Here is a 16,050-nt window from a genome sequence, read left to right as displayed (position 1 = left end):
GCTTTGCCTGCCAAGGGAAAACACTGTATTGCATTGCAGCATATCCTTGTTGGTTCGATCCGACATCCGCCGATATATTCCCCAGATTCTTCTCCGGTCTTCTCCCTTGGGTCGGACGATGCAGGCTATTGCTCATGTGTGACGAAGCTTATTCCTCCGCCGTCGAACCGCGCCGGGCGCGCGTCTCCGCCGCCGAAGTGGCGCTCGCCGTCGGCGGCTTCGGGATCGGCACCGGCGAATTCGCCATCATGGGTCTGTTGCCGCAGGTCGCCGATGATGTTGCTGTGTCGGTGCCGCGGGCCGGGGCCGTGATCAGCGCCTATGCGCTCGGCGTGGTCGTCGGTGCGCCGTTGATTGCGGTGCTGGCCGCCCGCTTCTCCCGCTTCCGCGTGCTGCTCGCACTGATGCTGATCTTCGCCGTCGGCAATTTCGCCAGTGCGATCGCGCCGGACTTCTACACGCTGATCGCCGCGCGCTTCTTCGCCGGCCTGCCGCATGGTGCCTATTTCGGCGTTGCCGCCCTGGTCGCGGCGGGTCTCGCGCCGCCGCACCAACGGGCCCGCGCCGTTGGCCGGGTGATGATGGGGCTGACGATCGCCACCCTTTTCGGCACGCCGCTCGTCGCCTGGTTCGGCCAGGCGCTCGGCTGGCGGTCCGCCTTTGCGATCGTCGGCGCTATCAGCCTTTTGACCGTGGCGCTGAGCTTCGTCCACGTGCCGCGCGACAAGGGCAACCCGAAGGCGACGCCGCTCCGCGAACTGGGAGCGCTCGGCAAGCTGCAGGTCTGGCTGATGCTCGGCATCTGCGCCATCGGCTGCGGCGGCATGTTCGCGGTCTTCAGCTACATCACCCCGGCGCTCACCGAAGTCGCGGGTGTCTCGCTTGCCAATGTGCCGATCATGCTGTCGGTCTTCGGCGCCGGCATGATCCTCGGCAACATCGTGGGCGCGCGACTTGCCGACTGGGCGCTGTTGCCGGCGATCGGCATCGCCATCGTCTTCAACATCTTTGCCTATGTGCTCTTCTATTTCACCATGGGCAATCCGTGGATCGCGATCGTCAACGTGCTCTTCATCGGCGGCGGTTTCGCGGTCGTGCCGGGTGTGCAGACGCGGCTGATGGATGTCGCCGGCGAGGCACAGACACTGGCGGCGGCACTCAGCCATTCCGCCTTCAACCTTGCCAATGCGCTGGGCGCCTGGCTTGGCGGCGCCTCGATCGCCGCAGGCTATGGCTGGACCTCCACCGGTCTTGTCGGTGCCGTTCTCGGTGTTGCCGGCTTCGGCATCTTCCTCGCATCCGTCTTCGTCGATCGTGCTCAGCCCCCCGCTCGCCTGGCCGCAAAGCCTGCGGCGGAATGACCGGCTTTGCCGAAAGAAGGCCTGGAGAACTTGCACCCTCCTAAATTTTTCTGTCATGTCCCGCCGCTAGCGTCGCTTATGGCCCTGAAACTACCGTAAAGCAGGGGCAAAGGGGCGGCGCGCGGCACTAGGCAGGCTGGCAAGGCCGCGGGTTTGTTGTAAGCTCGTCGGAAGACGGAGGATCATTGGTGCAATTGGGTAATCGCGAACGAGAGAACTTTGCGGTGGAGCCACGGCTCCTCGGGCACACAGCCATTTCGCGCCATGCCCTTGTCGGCCCGATGACCGCTGCCCGCTGGATGCTGGTCTTCGTTCTCCTTGCAGGCGTCTATTTCTTCCATGGCTTCGTGGTGCCGGTGCTGGCCGCCGTCGTCATCGGTTTTGCCAGCTGGCCGATCTACCGCCGGCTGCTTGCCGCCGTGAACGGCAATCGCACGCTCGCCGCGACCATCGCCATCGTTTGCGTCATTTCCTTCATCGTCGTGCCGATCTCGATCGCCGCGGTCTATGCGGTCGATGAAGTACGCGACTGGGTCGTCTGGGCGGTCGAGACCAATGCCAATGGTGCACTGGTCCCTGCCTGGCTGTCCGGTATCCCGGTCGCCGGCGCCTGGCTCGGCGAGCAATGGGTGAAGCATATCGGTCACCCGGGTGCGCTTGGCGAACTCGTCCAGCTCGTCAGCGGTTCCAACATCGGCAATATCTATCGTGGCGTTCTGGTTGTCGGTGCCTCGACGTTCCACGCCTTCCTGACGCTGCTGTTCATGCTGATCACGCTGTTTTTCGTCTATCGCGACGGCCATTCCTTCTCCGGCCAGCTCGATAAGCTTGGCGAGCGCATCTTCCCGATGCGCTGGGAGCGCCTGTCGCGCGTCGTGCCGCTGACGATCAGCTCGACGGTCACGGGCATGGGCATCATCGCCATCGGCGAGGGCATCGTGCTCGGCGTGGCCTACTGGCTTGCCGGCGTGCCGTCGCCGGTTACGCTCGGCATCATCACTGGCCTCATGGCCCTCATTCCCGGCGGCGCGCCGCTCTGCTTCACGCTGGTCTCGGTCTATCTCGTCGCCAGTGGCTCTCCGGTTCACGGTATTGCTCTCTTTGCCTGGGGCACGACCGAGCTCTTCATCGTCGACAAGACGCTGCGGCCGCGACTCGTCGGTGGACCGATCAAGCTCCCGTTCCTGCCGACCTTCTTCGGCCTCGTCGGCGGTGTGAAGACCATGGGCTTCCTCGGCCTCTTCGTCGGTCCGGTGCTGATGGCGCTGCTGGTGGCCATCTGGCGCGAGTGGATGCGCGAAGTCACCGCTCCCACGGAAACGAACGTCAACCACATCATCAAGGGCTAGGCGCATTCGCGCCAAGCCAGCGGCCGCAAAAGCTCGGCCGCGCGAATGCGTTCAACGTCTTGCCGATACGCGGACATTGATCCGATCCTGTGTTCACGAAGGCCGCTTCTCGCCTTCCCGAACTGGAGAAACGGGCGTCTTTACCTTTTCCTTATGCGCCCTTCCAACCATCGCAATCGATAATTGACCCGCCGCGGGCGCAAGATCCGGACCTCAACAGTCCGGAGTATTTGCATGTCCGATGTTCTTTTCCTTGCCGCCGGCATCGGTGGCTTTGTCGTGTTCGCGCTTTATGCGCGCGCGCTGAGCCGTCTCTAGGAGGGTCACGATGTTCGAAGCCCTGATCGGTCTCGCCGTCGCCGTCGCGCTCGCGGCCTATCTCGTCGTCACCCTCGTTCGCCCGGAACGGTTCTGATCCCGGCGAAGGGTTCGCACCCTTGGCCGTTCGCATCAGCCGGGCGTCCTTCGTGCCGTCCGGTCGCCCTTAGCGGAGAAATCTCATGTCTATCATCGGGTGGCTGCAGATCAGCCTCCTTTTCGTCGCCGTCCTGATCGTCATCAAGCCGCTGGGGCTTTATATGGCGCGGGTCTTCTCCGGCGAACGCAACGTCTTTTCACCCATTCTCGGTCCCGTCGAGCGCGGCCTTTATCTCGCTGCCGGCGTCGATCCGAACAAGGAACAGGGCTGGCTCGCCTATACGATGTCGATGCTGGCCTTCAGCCTCGCCGGCTTCGTTTCGCTCTATGCGATCCTGAGGCTGCAGGCCTACCTGCCGATGAACCCGCAGGGTTTTGCGGGCATGCCCTCCGACCTTGCCTTCAACACGGCGGTCAGCTTCGTCACCAACACCAACTGGCAGAACTACGGCGGCGAAACGACCCTCAGCCATTTCAGCCAGATGGCCGGATTGACGGTGCACAACTTCGTCTCGGCTGCGACCGGTATCGCCATGGCGCTCGCGGTCACCCGCGCCTTTGCCCGTTCGAATGCCGCAACCGTCGGCAATTTCTGGGTCGATCTCACCCGTTCGACGCTCTATGTGCTCTTGCCGATCGCGGTCGTCATGGCGCTCGCCATGGTCTGGAGCGGTCTGCCGCAGACCTTCCACGCCGACCTCACGGCAACGACGCTCGAGGGCGCCAAGCAAACGATCTCGATCGGTCCGGTCGCAAGCCAGGAGGCGATCAAGCAGCTCGGCACCAATGGCGGCGGCTTCTTCAACGTCAACGCCGCTCACCCGTTCGAGAACCCGACGGCGTTTTCCAACTACCTCAACATCTTCGCGATGCTGTCGATCTCGGCAGCGCTCGTCTACACCTTCGGCCAGATGGTCGGTAACCGTCGTCAGGCCTGGGCCTTCATCGCCGTCACCGCAATCCTTCTGATTTCCGGTGTTGCCGTTGTCTACTGGGCGGAATCCCAGGGCAACCCGATCCTGACGGCGCTCGGTCTCGATGCCGCCCAGGGCAACATGGAAGGCAAGGAAGTCCGTTTCGGCCAGGCGATGACGGCGCTTTATGCGGCTGTTACCACCGGTCTGTCGGATGGCGGCGTCAACGGCATGCACGGCTCGTTGACCGGTCTTGGTGGCCTCGTGCCGATGTTCCTGATGCAGCTCGGCGAGGTTTTGCCCGGCGGCGTCGGTTCCGGCCTCTATGGCATGGTCGTCTTCGCGATCCTCGCCGTCTTCGTCGCCGGCCTGATGGTCGGCCGCACGCCCGAACTGCTCGGCAAGAAGATCGAAGCGCGCGAGATGAAATACGCGATGTTTGCGGTGCTCATCCTGCCGGTGACGATCCTCGGTTTTGCCGCCGTCTCCGCCATGCTACCCTTCGCGATCGCGAGCATCGGCACCGCCGGGCCGCACGGCCTGTCGGAAATCCTCTATGCCTTCACTTCCGCCGCCGGCAACAACGGCTCGGCCTTCGGTGGGCTGACCGGCAATACGCCCTGGTACAACACGACACTCGGCCTCGCGATGCTGCTCGGCCGCTTCGCCTATGCCGTTCCCGTCATGGCGATCGCCGGCGCCATTGCCGTCAAGACCCGCGTGCCGGCGTCCAAGGGCACCTTCCCGACCGACACGCCGCTCTTCGTCGGCCTGCTCGTCGGCATCATCCTCATTCTCGGCGGGCTGCAGTTCTTCCCGGCGCTCGCTCTCGGTCCCATCGTCGAGCATTTTTCGATGCTTGCCGGCCAGACCTTCTAAGGAATTCGACACATGACTTCCAAACCAGTTGCTCCCAGTCTTCTGGACCCGGCCATTCTTCTGCCGGCGGTCAAGGCGGCGTTCGTCAAGCTCGATCCCCGCCAGCTCGTGCGCAACCCGGTGATCTTCGTCACCGAGGTGGTTGCGGCCGTGGTCACCGGCTTCTTTGTCCGTGACCTTGCAACCGGCAGCGGCAGCCCGCTCTTCTCCGGGCAGATCGCTGCCTGGCTGTGGTTCACCGTGCTGTTTGCCACCTTCGCAGAAGCCGTCGCCGAAGGGCGCGGCAAGGCACAGGCCGACAGCCTGCGGCGCACCAAGTCCGAACTGACGGCCCGCAAGCTCGTATCGGCGGAAGGCCGCGAAACCCAGGAAATCCCGGCGATATCGCTGAAGGTCGGCGATCTCGTGCTGGTCGAAGCCGGGGATCTGATCCCCGGCGACGGCGAGGTGGTCGAGGGCGTCGCCTCTGTCAACGAAAGCGCCATCACCGGTGAATCCGCGCCCGTCATCCGCGAGTCCGGCGGCGACCGTTCGGCCGTCACCGGCGGCACGCAGGTGCTGTCCGACTGGATCAAGGTACGCATCGCCGTTGCCCCCGGAAACACCTTCGTCGATCGCATGATCGCGCTGATCGAAGGCGCCCAGCGTCAGAAGACCCCGAACGAGATCGCGCTGTCGATCCTGCTCTCGGGCCTGACGCTGATCTTCCTCGTCGCCGTCGTCACGCTCTGGGGCCTTGCCGGTTATTCCGGTACGGTTCTCTCGGTCACCGTGCTCGCTGCGCTGCTGGTAACGCTGATCCCGACCACCATCGGTGGTCTGCTTTCGGCAATCGGCATTGCCGGCATGGACCGCCTGGTCCGCTTCAACGTGATCGCCACCTCCGGCCGGGCTGTGGAGGCTGCCGGCGACGTCGATACGCTGCTGCTCGACAAGACGGGCACGATCACCTTCGGTAACCGCATGGCCGCCGACTTCATGCCGGTCCCCGGCGTGACGGAGGCCGAGGTTGCCGATGCGGCGCTCCTTGCGAGCCTTGCCGATGAAACGCCGGAGGGGCGCTCGATTGCTGCACTTGCGACCGGTGAGTTCGGCCGCCAGACCCCGGATGTGTCGCTTCCCGTCTCGGAAAAAGGTGAAGTCGTGGCGCTCGCCGTTGGGGGTGGTGCAAACCGGATGGGTTCGACCCGGATCGACGCCGTCATCCCCTTTGCCGCGGAAACCAGGCTCTCGGGCGTCGACTTCGGCGGGCGCCGGCTGCGCAAGGGTGCTGTCGATTCCATCCTGAAGTTCACCGGCATCCGCGACGAGAACGTGCCGAACGAGTTCCGCCGCGCCGTCGACCAGGTGGCGCGCACCGGCGGCACGCCGCTTGCCGTTGCCGATGGTCCGCGCCTGCTCGGCGTCATCCATCTCAAGGACGTGGTGAAGCCGGGCATCAAGGAGCGCTTCGCGGCCCTGCGTGCCATGGGCATCCGCACCGTCATGGTCACCGGCGATAACCCGGTGACCGCCGCGGCCATTGCCTCTGAAGCGGGGGTTGACGACTTCCTCGCCGAAGCGACGCCGGAGGACAAACTTGCCTATATCCGCCGGGAGCAACAGGGCGGCCGTCTGATCGCCATGTGCGGCGACGGCACCAACGACGCTCCGGCGCTCGCCCAGGCCGATGTCGGCGTCGCGATGCAGACCGGGACGCAGGCCGCCCGCGAGGCCGCCAACATGGTGGACCTCGATTCCAGCCCGACGAAGCTCATCGAGATTGTCGAGATCGGCAAGCAGCTGCTGATGACCCGCGGCTCGCTCACGACGTTTTCGATCGCCAACGACGTGGCGAAGTACTTCGCCATCATCCCGGCGCTGTTCATCACCACCTATCCGGCGCTGGCCGCGCTCAACATAATGGGCCTCGGCTCGCCGCAATCGGCGATCCTCTCGGCCGTCATCTTCAACGCGCTGATCATCGTCGCGCTGATCCCGCTGGCGCTGAAGGGCGTCAGGTATCGGCCGGTCGGCGCGGCCGCCCTGCTGCGTCGCAACCTCATTGTCTACGGCCTCGGCGGTCTTCTCCTGCCCTTCGCAGGCATCAAGCTGGTCGACCTCGCCGTCAACGCATTCAATCTGGTGTAACCATGCTGAACCAACTTCGCCCCGCCATCGTGATGATCGTGCTTCTGTCTGCCATCACCGGCCTTGCCTATCCCTTCGCCATCACCGGCGCCGCGCAGGTGTTGATGCCCGCTCAGGCAAATGGCAGCCTCATCAGGAAGGACGGCACCCTGATCGGCTCCGCGCTGATCGGCCAGAACTTCACGTCCGACAAATACTTCTGGCCGCGCCCATCCGCGACCGGCCCGGAGGCCTATAATGCCGGTGCGTCGAGCGGCTCCAATCTCGGGGCCACCTCGGTCAAGCTGAAGGATCGCGTCGCCGCCGACGTCGAGTGGCTGAAGTCCGCAGGCCTCGCCGGCGAAATCCCCGCGGATGCGGTGACGACATCCGGCTCCGGCCTCGACCCGCATATCACGCCGGCTTACGCCGATGCGCAGGTCGCTCGCGTCGCCAAGGCGCGCGGCCTCACCGAGGCGGATATCGCCGCCCTGGTCGACAAGGCAACGGAAGGCCGGCTCTTCGGGATCGTAGGCGAGCCGCGCGTCAATGTGCTAGAACTGAACCTGGCTCTTGATGCGCCTCAAACCTGAGACAATGAATGCCCGACAGTGAACGCGACGCCAAAAGTCGCCCAGACCCAGACGCCCTGCTGGCGCTCGCTGCACAGGACCGTCGGGGAAAACTGACCGTTTTCCTCGGCGCCGCCCCCGGCGTCGGCAAGACCTATGCGATGTTGATGCGGGCACGCCGACTGAAGGAAGACGGCGTCGATATCGTCATCGGGCTGGTCGAAACCCACGGACGCGGCGAAACCGCCGCGCTGGTCGAGGGTCTGGAAATCCTGCCGCGCCGCGATGTGAACCATCGCGGCCGTGTGCTTTCCGAATTCGATCTCGATGCGGCCCTTGCCCGGCGACCCAAGATCATCGTCGTTGACGAGCTTGCCCACAGCAATTCGGCTGAAAGCCGGCACCCGAAGCGTTACCAGGATATCGAGGAACTGATCGCTGCGGGCATCGATGTCTGGACCGCGCTCAACATCCAGCATCTCGAAAGCCTCTCTGACATCGTCGCGCAGATTGCGGGTGTGCCGGTGCGCGAACGGGTGCCGGACACGGTGTTGAAGCGCGCTGACGACGTGCTGCTTGTCGATCTGCCGCCGGCTGAGCTGATCGAGCGGTTGAAGGAGGGCAAGGTCTATCTGCCCGACAGCGCCAAGCGCGCGGTCGACCGCTTCTTCCGCCTCGGCAACCTGACGGCCCTGCGCGAACTCGCGCTTCGGCGCACCGCCGACCGCGTCGACGACCAGATGGTCGACTATCTCAAGCAGAGTGCGATCGAAGGGATCTGGGCGAGTGGCGAGCGTCTGCTGGTCTGCATCGGCTCCGATCCACTCTCCGAAAAGGTGGTGCGCACCGCAAGCCGGCTGGCCGAGGGCTTGAATGCTCCCTGGATCGTCGTGTTCATCGAGCGCGCCGACCGAGAGAGTGGTGATGGCGAGGACGTCCGCCGCCTCGACGAGACCTTTCGCCTCGCCGAACAGCTGGGCGCTGAGACGCGCCGCATCATCGGCAACGATTTCGTCGAGGAAATCCTGAAGCTTGCGCGTCGCGAACACGCAACGCAGATCGTCATCGGCGCCCGCCGTCAGTCCCTCCCGATGCGGTTGTTTCGCCAGCCGCTTCCCGATGCTCTGGCGGAGCGGGTGTCCGGTGTCGGTATCCACCTCGTCACCGATCGCGAAACGGTGCCGGCCAAGCGGCGATCCACCGTAAAGAGGTCCCTGCCGCCGGGGCTCGGACGCGCGATCGGCATCGCCGCCGGGTCGGTGGGGGCGGCAACCGCGATCGGTTTGCTGCTCGGCCGTTTCGTCGTTCTGCCCAACATCTCGCTGCTCTATCTGCTCGCCGTGCTGGCTTCTGCGACCTATGCAGGCCACGTCGCGGCGATCGCGGCGGCGCTGTTTTCGGTGCTCGCCTACAATTTCTTCTTCATTCGGCCGACCGGCACTTTCACAATTGCCGAGCCGCACGAGGTCTTCGCGCTCGTCATCTTCCTTGCTGCCGCCGCCCTTGCCGGCAGCCTGGCATCGCGGGTTCGCGAACAGGCAAAGACGGCGCGCCGGCGCGCTGCTGCAACCCAGGCGCTCTATGATTTCTCCCGCAAGCTTTCCGGTACGGCCAAGGCCGATGACGTGCTCTGGGCGGCCGTGACGCAGATGCAGTCGACGTTGAAGCGCAGCTCGGCGCTGCTGTTGCCCGAGGAGGGCGATCTGCAGCTGAAGGCTGCCTGGCCACCGGATACGGAGCTCGACGTCACCGATATCATGGCGGCGCGCTGGGCAATGGACAAGCAGGAGCCGGCCGGCAACGGAACCGGCACGCTACCGAACAGCCCCTTTCACTTCCGCCCGCTGACGAGCCCGCACGGCGTTGTCGGCGTCTGTGGTTTCATCCAGGCCGACAAGCCGCTAGAGATCAACGAGGAGCGCGCGCTGGCCGCGATCCTCGACCAGACGGCGATTGCCGTCGACCGGGCGCGCTTGTCGCGCGAAAGCCTGGATCAGGCGGCAAAACTCGAGGGCGAGCGCTTTCGCGCGGCCCTCCTGTCGTCGATATCCCATGACCTTCGGACGCCGCTTGCCACCATCACAGGGGCCGTCACCAGCTTGCGCCAACTTGGCGACCGCATGCCGCCGGAAAGCCGCGACGATCTGTTGAAGTCGATCGAGGAAGAAGGTGGGCGACTGACCCGTTTCGTCGCCAACCTGCTCGACATGACCCGCATCGAGGCGGGTACTGTCAACGCCAAGCGCGATTGGGTCGATGTCGTCGACGCGGTTCGAGCTGCCGTCGATCGTGCCCGCAAGTATTTCCCTGACCGCGAGATCGAAACCAGCATCGCGCCCGATCTGCCCCTGATGCGCGGCGACAGCGTGCTTCTCGGGCAGGTGCTCTTCAACCTGCTCGACAATGCCAACAAGTATGGCGGCGACGAGCCGATCAGCATCTATGCCCGCTCGGACGGCAAAGAGATCGTGCTGTCGGTGACCGATCTCGGCAAGGGCATCGCGCCCAAGGATCTCGAACAGGTCTTCGAAAAGTTTTTCCGCCGCGGCAAGGCGGATGGCCGCACGCCAGGTACGGGCCTCGGGCTTTCGATCGCCAAGGGTTTCGTCGAGGCAATGGGCGGCCAGATCAAGGCGGAAAGCCCGGCGCTTCGCCGCCGCGGCACGCGCATTTCCATGCGCTTTCCCGCCGCCAAGCCTGAAATATCCGAAAAGGACCGTGCATGAGCGTGGAGCGTATCCTCGTTGTCGACGACGAACCCCAAATCCAGCGTTTTCTGAAACCGGCCCTCAGCGCCGCCGGCTACGATGTTCGGGAGGCCATGACCGGCGCCGAGGCGCTGAAAGCAGCTGCGACGACGGCTCCGGATGTCGTCATCCTCGATCTCGGCCTGCCCGATATGGACGGCAAGGAAGTCATCGCCAATCTGCGCGGCTGGTCGCAGGTGCCGATCATCATCCTTTCGGCCCGCGACCGCGAAAGCGAGAAGATCGCAGCGCTTGACCTCGGCGCCGATGATTACATCGAAAAACCCTTCGGCATCGGCGAGCTGACCGCCCGCATTCGAGCTGCCCTTCGCCATCGCGTGCAGATGGAAGGCGGCCAGACCCAGCTTTCCGCCGATGGCGTGTCGATCGACACGATCAAGCGGGTGGTGACCAAGGACGGCGAACCGGTGCGGCTGACGCCGAAGGAATATGACCTCCTGGTCATGCTCGCCCATCACGCCGGCCGCGTCGTTACACACAAGACGCTGCTGACCTCGGTCTGGGGCGTCGCGCATGGCGAAGACCTGCATTATCTGCGCGTCTTCATCGGCCAGCTGCGCGGCAAGATCGAGCGTGACCCCGCCGACCCGAAGATCATCCGCACTGAGCCGGGCGTCGGCTATCGTTTCGTCGGCGACGAGGGTTGACGGCAGGCTGCCGCCAAAAACGGCGGCCGCTTACTTGATCTTCACCGGCGTCGGCACGTCGGTCGCCAGCGTTTCGCCGACGACTTTCTTCTTCTTGGGGGTCGGCATCGGGTTTTCGAGCATCGATACCGGCGCCGATACGGTGACTGCAGCAACATTGCCGACGTTTCTTGCCGTGCCGGCAACGACTGCCGCAATGCCGGTTCCAACCGAGATGTCGGAGTCCGTGAGTGTCTGGCCCGTAGCCAACCGTGTGCCAATGAGCTGGACGATTTGCGGGCTTTCCGCGAATTTTCCGTGGTGGAGGCCATCCTCCGATTTGACCTTGGTCAGGTCGATTGCGGTGATGCCGGCCCGTTCCAGCTGGCTGCGGTAGGGCTCGGCAGAAGGATCGATCGCTCCGAGGCGGGAAACGTCGCCGGAAATGAAGCTGGAAAGCGCCAGCGCGCGGTCGTCCTGCGAAACGAAGATCGTGAATTTGGGCCGCTTGTGGCCCATCTCGACGAACTGCTTGGCGAAGACGTCGAGGTCGATGTCGGGCGACGCGAGGATGACGTTCTCGATCTTGGCGGGCACGTTGCCATCACGGATGCCCATTTGCCGAAGCGTCTCCATGGTCAGCCAGGTCCCCATCGAGTGGGCAAGGATGGTAATGCTCTTGACCTTCGGCGCGTCGGAGAGCTTCTTCAGGATGTCTTCCAGCGCCGTGCGCGAATAGTTCGTGCTTTCCTTGTCGTAGTTGTAGTCGAACACATTGGCGCGCGAAGGCCAGGTGAAGAGAACGGGCGTCGCCTTGACGTCCGAGTCGTGGACGATCTGCGCGAGCCGGTAGACCGAATCCTCGTAGCGGTTGTTGAATCCGTGCACGAAGACGAAGGCATTGCCCTCGACGTCGTGCTGTAGGAACCAGGACTTGGCCTCATCGAGTGTCTGGAGCTGACGCACACGGGTGACGGCGAATTCCTTGGTGGGATCCGGGGGCAGCTTGCGCGGCCACTGCACGGTGCCAGATTTGCGCGCCGTGTCCGGCGGGATCGAGACTGCGACGTCGGTCAGGAAGGTATTGGCGTCACGTTCGCCGGAAAACAGCGTTGCCGGGTCACCTGAGGGTTCGCGCGTCGTGGCGACCAGCATGTCGACTGTGGATGCGCCCGGGACCGGAGCTGTGAGTGCAATGGGCGCCATCACGCCTTTCGCATGGCCACCGCAGCCGGACACCAGCGCCAAGGCCGCCAGCACGAACACTATTCGTCCCCTGTCTGCGCATTTGTGCCGCAACGAACTTTGAAACCCCACCCGCTCGAACATCGGCATCCCCACATACGCCTGAACTCGACTGCATCTGATCGCGCTTTCGCGAAACGAAGATGACAACACTCGGCGTTAATATGCAAGCGCGCGCTTATTGAAGTTTCGCTACAGAGTTGTTGATGAACGCAGATTCCCCCGTGGCGAGCCTGCCGCAACACGGGGGTCGTCTTTATCGAAGGCTCCGCCTGCCTATTCGGACGCGGCAGCCAGCGTTTCCAGGATCGCATGCGCCGCCTTGATCCGCTCGGGATTCGGGAAGCTGCGGTTGGCAAGCAACACGACGCCGATCTTCTTTTGCGGCACGAAGGCGACGTATCCGCCAAAGCCGTTGGTGGATCCGGTCTTGTTGTAAAGCGTCGCGCCCGCCGGACGCTTCGGGGGGATCAAGGCCGTAACCGGGTTGGCCTCGAGTGCCATGGCACGGGAGTTGCCGTCGAGCACCCGCTCCAGCGAAACCGGATAGGGATATTGTTCCCAACCGAGCCCCTGGACCATTTTCTTGGTGTCGAAGTAGCCGACATGCGTTCCTTCTATGGCGCGGCGAACGGTGTCGTCGAACTGTTCGGGCCTGATGTTGGCCTCGACGAAGCGGATCATGTCTGCCGCTGACGATTTGACGCCGTACGCTTCCGCGTCGAACATGCCTGGGCTTACCCGGATCGGCTTGTCAGCCTTGCCGTAGCCCCAGGCGTAGTCGTTCATCGCGCGCGCCGGCACGATGACATAGCTGTGCTTGAGGTTGAGCTTCGGGAACAGCACGGTCTCGAGCGCCGTGGCGAAACTGCTGCCCATCGCCAGGCCCGCGACATGGCCGAAGAGGCCGATGCTCGGATTGGAGTAACGGCGCCTCTTCCCCGGTTCGGCGGCGGGCTTCCAATCACGGAAGTAAGCCACCATGTCGGCGTCGCTCTTGACCGCGTCGGGGAACTGCAGCGGCAGGCCGCCGGCAGTATAGGTGGCGAGATTGAGGAGGGTCGCCTTGTCGATCGCGCTGCCGCCAAGGCCTGGCACGTACTTGCCCGGATGGTCCTCGAGGGACAGCTTGCCGAGCACCTGCGCATAGGATGCGAGCGTGCCGGCAAAGGTCTTGCTGATCGAACCCAGTTCGAACAGCGTGTTTTCGGTGACGGGTGCTTTCGTTTCCTTGGACGCGACGCCGTAATTGGCGAAGTAATTCCGGCCATTGACGGTGACCGCGATCGCGACGCCCGGCACCTTGTATTCGCGCATGATCGGCTCGATGGCCTTGTCCACGGCGGCAGTAATCCGGGCCTGCTCGTCGTTCTCGGCGAAGGCGGTCGTGGCAAGCGAAAAGAGGATTGTAGTAGCAAGGCCTAATTTTGTTATCGTCATTCTATCCACTCGATCTTTTCTTTCTTGTGCGGCGAGTGAGCCGCTGGCTGGGCCCGGAAATGGGTCGTCAGGCCCAAACAGCGACGGATAGCCGCATCGGTTCCCGTTGAGCGTGCCTTTCGTCCGACAGGTCGCTCGGTGAGCTTCGGGTAAATGCAAGGAGCTGTGCCCGGGGGCGAGCCAGACCTAGGCTGCCGCTTGCCTTGTCGCAAACGATGATAATTCGCGGGAGACCCAAAAAAATCTAGGGACAGGGATTTCCGTCCTTTGGCGCACGTGGTCGACGAGGGTGAGGGTTATTTCAGTTGGAAAAGCTAATACTACGTGGAACATTGTCATCGCCGGTCGCTAAGGGTAGTATTCGCCCCGCAAGTTTGGGGTCTTTGTCTCCGGACTCTGTGTTTTATTCGTGAGCTGCTTCTGATTGAACAGAAGAGCCTCCCTTATCCTGGGAGCATACTCGGAAGCTTATTTACATCTGACGCCACTCAATGGCGCCTCCGCCCGATCTCTATTCTAAACAGACGGCCATATTGGAGGATAAAATGAGCAAGCAGACCGTAACTATCATTCTTGCCGGCGCCCTAGCCTTGTCCGGGTGCCAATCCGCCTACGTATCGAAGAGCGGCCCGACGGGCAACGAATTCGGCTGCATCGCCGGAACGGTGGGTGGCGCAATCGTCGGCGGCCTGATCGGCTCGACGATCGGCTCAGGCACCGGTCAGCTCTGGGCTGTTGGCGGTGGCGCCACGCTCGGCGCTGCAGCCGGCAATGCGCTGACGTGCCGTTACTATTGATCACGGAAGGTTGAGGGATGAGAAAACTCGTTCTTTTGAGTGTCCTTGTGTTCTGCCCGGCTGGTCTCGCTGTCGCGCAGCAGGCTGCAACGGTGAGCCAGGGGCAGATGGATGCGCTCGACCGCAATAAGGACGGTGCGGTCGATCGGTCCGAGTACGAGGCCTTCATGACGACGGCCTTTGCGAGCCTGGACAAGAACAAGGACGGTAACCTTACCCCCGACGAGACGAAACAGGCGCTCACTGCTCAGCAGTTTGCCGCCACCGATGCCAATAGCGACGGCAAGATCACCCGGGCCGAATTTCTGGACCGGGTGATGGCGGACTTCAAAACGGCGGATCGCAGCGGCGACGGCAATCTGAAGTGATTCTCCGGGGCGGAGGCGGGTCTGCGGCGACGTCCGCGGACCCGTGTCTGGTGACAGAACCTTGGCGCGTTAGGTGACCGGTCGACTACTGGTCACCTAACGTTAGCATGCGCGCTGAGTTGCCGAAGGGAGACTGCGGAGGTTGGTCCAACGGGATCGGCTCGATCACGATACCAGGCCGGGCCACCGCCATTGTGGTGCGCCGGCTTGATGGCTTTCGTCACGGCATGCCTGCCAATTCAACTCCTCCCCAGTCTCAACTTCGCGCCCCCATATCGACGAGGCCCCCTGTCGGCCGTGGTGAATTGGCGTCACGCGCGTCTTGACCTCAACTTAAAACGGTGTCCGATACAGCCAAATCGCTTCGATGGGGATCGGATTTCATGCGCATAGATAAACTGACACTCCCTGCATTGGATATCTTGAAGAGCGCCGCGTTCTTTCGTGACGTGCTGGACCTGCCGGTAACCGGGAATTCCATCCAGGCGGGGTGGAGTGAAATCCGTCTGATCTCTGCGGCGGAAGAGGCGCCGTGCGGCGTGCACCTGGCTTTCAATGTGCCCTATGATCGGTTTGATGCCGCAGTGGAATGGCTGAAGGAGCGTACGCCTGTCCAGCGGGAACCGGACGGTAGGGAGTGCTTCGTTCTTGACGGACATTGGCAGGCAAAGTCTGTCTACTTCGACGGTCCCGATCGCTCGGTGCTGGAGTTGATCGGCCGTCGCAGGCTGGCCGACCCCGCAGGGGATCGACCGTTCAGCGGGGCTGATTTATCCTGCCTGAGCGAGGTCGGGCTGCCGACGGAAGATGTCGGGAGCCTCGTTGCCGAGTGCCTCAGGGCGTTCGGGATGGCAACGCTCGGACCGGCCTCGTCCGGTTTTGCCGCGATCGGTAATGATGAGGGGCTGCTGATCGCCGTCGAACCAAGCCGGTCATGGTTTCCGCAAAAGCGTCAACTGCCGAGTGCGCAAGGCCTGGAAATTACGTTGGCTGGCGTGGACGCGCCTGGAGCCGTGTCGGACCCGAAATATGGGTGGACGATCCGCGCGGCATAGTGCTGTTCCGGGAAGAATCGGCGGGCGGCTGACGTTGCAGTGTCGTCCAGCAGGCAGGGATACAGTAGGCTGGAACGATGCCAAGCCGACACTTTCAATACTGATTTCCGGAGGAGAATGGTGCCGCTTACGTGACTCGAACACGTGACC

General features: G+C 63.4%; 13 protein-coding genes. 11 read left to right on the top strand and 2 right to left on the bottom strand.

Features of this window, described 5'->3' with window-relative positions; genetic code table 11:
- Positions 1 to 134: 134 nt before the first annotated feature.
- The 8 genes from I8N66_RS10785 to I8N66_RS10755 all read left to right on the top strand — a co-directional run bounded on the left by I8N66_RS10785 (position 135) and on the right by I8N66_RS10755 (position 11,016).
- Entirely contained in the window at positions 135 to 1,361 is a 1,227-nt protein-coding gene (locus I8N66_RS10785) for an MFS transporter (protein ID WP_291153404.1), read from the top strand.
- 188 nt (positions 1,362 to 1,549) lie between these two features.
- The gene (locus tag I8N66_RS10780; RefSeq protein WP_113536766.1) at positions 1,550 to 2,710 is read left to right on the top strand and encodes an AI-2E family transporter; all 1,161 of its coding nucleotides are present in this window, start codon (positions 1,550 to 1,552) and stop codon (positions 2,708 to 2,710) included.
- 328 nt (positions 2,711 to 3,038) lie between these two features.
- Complete coding sequence (gene kdpF, locus I8N66_RS37525; protein ID WP_057248082.1) at positions 3,039 to 3,125, top strand: K(+)-transporting ATPase subunit F; 87 nt, start codon at positions 3,039 to 3,041, stop codon at positions 3,123 to 3,125.
- An 85-nt stretch (positions 3,126 to 3,210) separates the two neighbouring features.
- Positions 3,211 to 4,920 carry a potassium-transporting ATPase subunit KdpA gene (kdpA, locus tag I8N66_RS10775; protein ID WP_291153400.1) on the top strand — a complete coding sequence of 570 codons (1,710 nt, stop codon included), beginning with the start codon at positions 3,211 to 3,213 and terminating at the stop codon, positions 4,918 to 4,920.
- A 12-nt stretch (positions 4,921 to 4,932) separates the two neighbouring features.
- Complete coding sequence (kdpB, locus tag I8N66_RS10770; protein ID WP_291153396.1) at positions 4,933 to 7,050, top strand: potassium-transporting ATPase subunit KdpB; 2,118 nt, start codon at positions 4,933 to 4,935, stop codon at positions 7,048 to 7,050.
- 2 nt (positions 7,051 to 7,052) lie between these two features.
- Positions 7,053 to 7,622: a potassium-transporting ATPase subunit KdpC gene (kdpC, locus tag I8N66_RS10765; RefSeq protein WP_291153393.1), complete on the top strand. Its 570-nt coding sequence runs from the start codon at positions 7,053 to 7,055 to the stop codon at positions 7,620 to 7,622.
- 8 nt (positions 7,623 to 7,630) lie between these two features.
- Positions 7,631 to 10,327, top strand: coding sequence for a sensor histidine kinase KdpD (locus I8N66_RS10760; protein ID WP_291153391.1), 2,697 nt, complete (start codon positions 7,631 to 7,633; stop codon positions 10,325 to 10,327).
- A complete protein-coding gene (locus tag I8N66_RS10755) occupies positions 10,324 to 11,016 on the top strand; it encodes a response regulator transcription factor (protein ID WP_223726331.1) in 693 nt (230 codons plus the stop codon). The genes I8N66_RS10760 and I8N66_RS10755 overlap by 4 nt, the downstream gene beginning before the upstream one ends.
- A 30-nt stretch (positions 11,017 to 11,046) precedes the next feature.
- Here I8N66_RS10755 and I8N66_RS10750 read toward each other — a convergent pair whose 3' ends face one another.
- Positions 11,047 to 12,201 (bottom strand): alpha/beta hydrolase, encoded by a 1,155-nt coding sequence (locus I8N66_RS10750; RefSeq protein WP_291153427.1) that lies wholly within the window; start codon positions 12,199 to 12,201, stop codon positions 11,047 to 11,049.
- Between the two features lie 315 nt (positions 12,202 to 12,516).
- On the bottom strand, positions 12,517 to 13,680 hold the full coding sequence (ampC, locus tag I8N66_RS10745; RefSeq protein ID WP_291153388.1) for a class C beta-lactamase: 1,164 nt from the start codon (positions 13,678 to 13,680) through the stop codon (positions 12,517 to 12,519).
- A 545-nt stretch (positions 13,681 to 14,225) separates the two neighbouring features.
- Here ampC and I8N66_RS10740 point away from each other — a divergent pair.
- The 3 genes from I8N66_RS10740 to I8N66_RS10730 all read left to right on the top strand — a co-directional run bounded on the left by I8N66_RS10740 (position 14,226) and on the right by I8N66_RS10730 (position 15,900).
- On the top strand, positions 14,226 to 14,477 hold the full coding sequence (locus I8N66_RS10740; protein ID WP_057248089.1) for a glycine zipper 2TM domain-containing protein: 252 nt from the start codon (positions 14,226 to 14,228) through the stop codon (positions 14,475 to 14,477).
- Positions 14,478 to 14,494: 17 nt separating this feature from the next.
- Complete coding sequence (locus I8N66_RS10735; RefSeq protein WP_113536544.1) at positions 14,495 to 14,845, top strand: EF-hand domain-containing protein; 351 nt, start codon at positions 14,495 to 14,497, stop codon at positions 14,843 to 14,845.
- A 383-nt stretch (positions 14,846 to 15,228) separates the two neighbouring features.
- On the top strand, positions 15,229 to 15,900 hold the full coding sequence (locus I8N66_RS10730; RefSeq protein ID WP_291153383.1) for a hypothetical protein: 672 nt from the start codon (positions 15,229 to 15,231) through the stop codon (positions 15,898 to 15,900).
- The last annotated feature ends 150 nt before the right edge of the window (positions 15,901 to 16,050 follow it).

The sequence above is a fragment of the Ensifer sp. SSB1 genome (genome assembly GCF_016652895.1).
Taxonomy (GTDB): Bacteria; Pseudomonadota; Alphaproteobacteria; order Rhizobiales; family Rhizobiaceae; genus Ensifer.
The sequence above is the reverse complement of the archived record's forward strand: the minus strand, read 5'-3'. Positions and strand labels throughout refer to the sequence as shown.

What these genes read in the sequence shown, in the direction of transcription:
- I8N66_RS10785 (WP_291153404.1), top strand. Translation starts at nt 135, where the DNA reads ATGTGTGACGAAGCTTATTCCTCCGCCGTCGAACCGCGCCGGGCGCGC.
- kdpF (WP_057248082.1), top strand. Translation starts at nt 3,039, where the DNA reads ATGTTCGAAGCCCTGATCGGTCTCGCCGTCGCCGTCGCGCTCGCGGCC.
- kdpA (WP_291153400.1), top strand. Translation starts at nt 3,211, where the DNA reads ATGTCTATCATCGGGTGGCTGCAGATCAGCCTCCTTTTCGTCGCCGTC.
- kdpB (WP_291153396.1), top strand. Translation starts at nt 4,933, where the DNA reads ATGACTTCCAAACCAGTTGCTCCCAGTCTTCTGGACCCGGCCATTCTT.
- kdpC (WP_291153393.1), top strand. Translation starts at nt 7,053, where the DNA reads ATGCTGAACCAACTTCGCCCCGCCATCGTGATGATCGTGCTTCTGTCT.
- I8N66_RS10760 (WP_291153391.1), top strand. Translation starts at nt 7,631, where the DNA reads ATGCCCGACAGTGAACGCGACGCCAAAAGTCGCCCAGACCCAGACGCC.
- I8N66_RS10755 (WP_223726331.1), top strand. Translation starts at nt 10,324, where the DNA reads ATGAGCGTGGAGCGTATCCTCGTTGTCGACGACGAACCCCAAATCCAG.
- I8N66_RS10750 (WP_291153427.1), bottom strand. Translation starts at nt 12,201, where the DNA reads ATGGCGCCCATTGCACTCACAGCTCCGGTCCCGGGCGCATCCACAGTC.
- ampC (WP_291153388.1), bottom strand. Translation starts at nt 13,680, where the DNA reads ATGACGATAACAAAATTAGGCCTTGCTACTACAATCCTCTTTTCGCTT.
- I8N66_RS10740 (WP_057248089.1), top strand. Translation starts at nt 14,226, where the DNA reads ATGAGCAAGCAGACCGTAACTATCATTCTTGCCGGCGCCCTAGCCTTG.
- I8N66_RS10735 (WP_113536544.1), top strand. Translation starts at nt 14,495, where the DNA reads ATGAGAAAACTCGTTCTTTTGAGTGTCCTTGTGTTCTGCCCGGCTGGT.
- I8N66_RS10730 (WP_291153383.1), top strand. Translation starts at nt 15,229, where the DNA reads ATGCGCATAGATAAACTGACACTCCCTGCATTGGATATCTTGAAGAGC.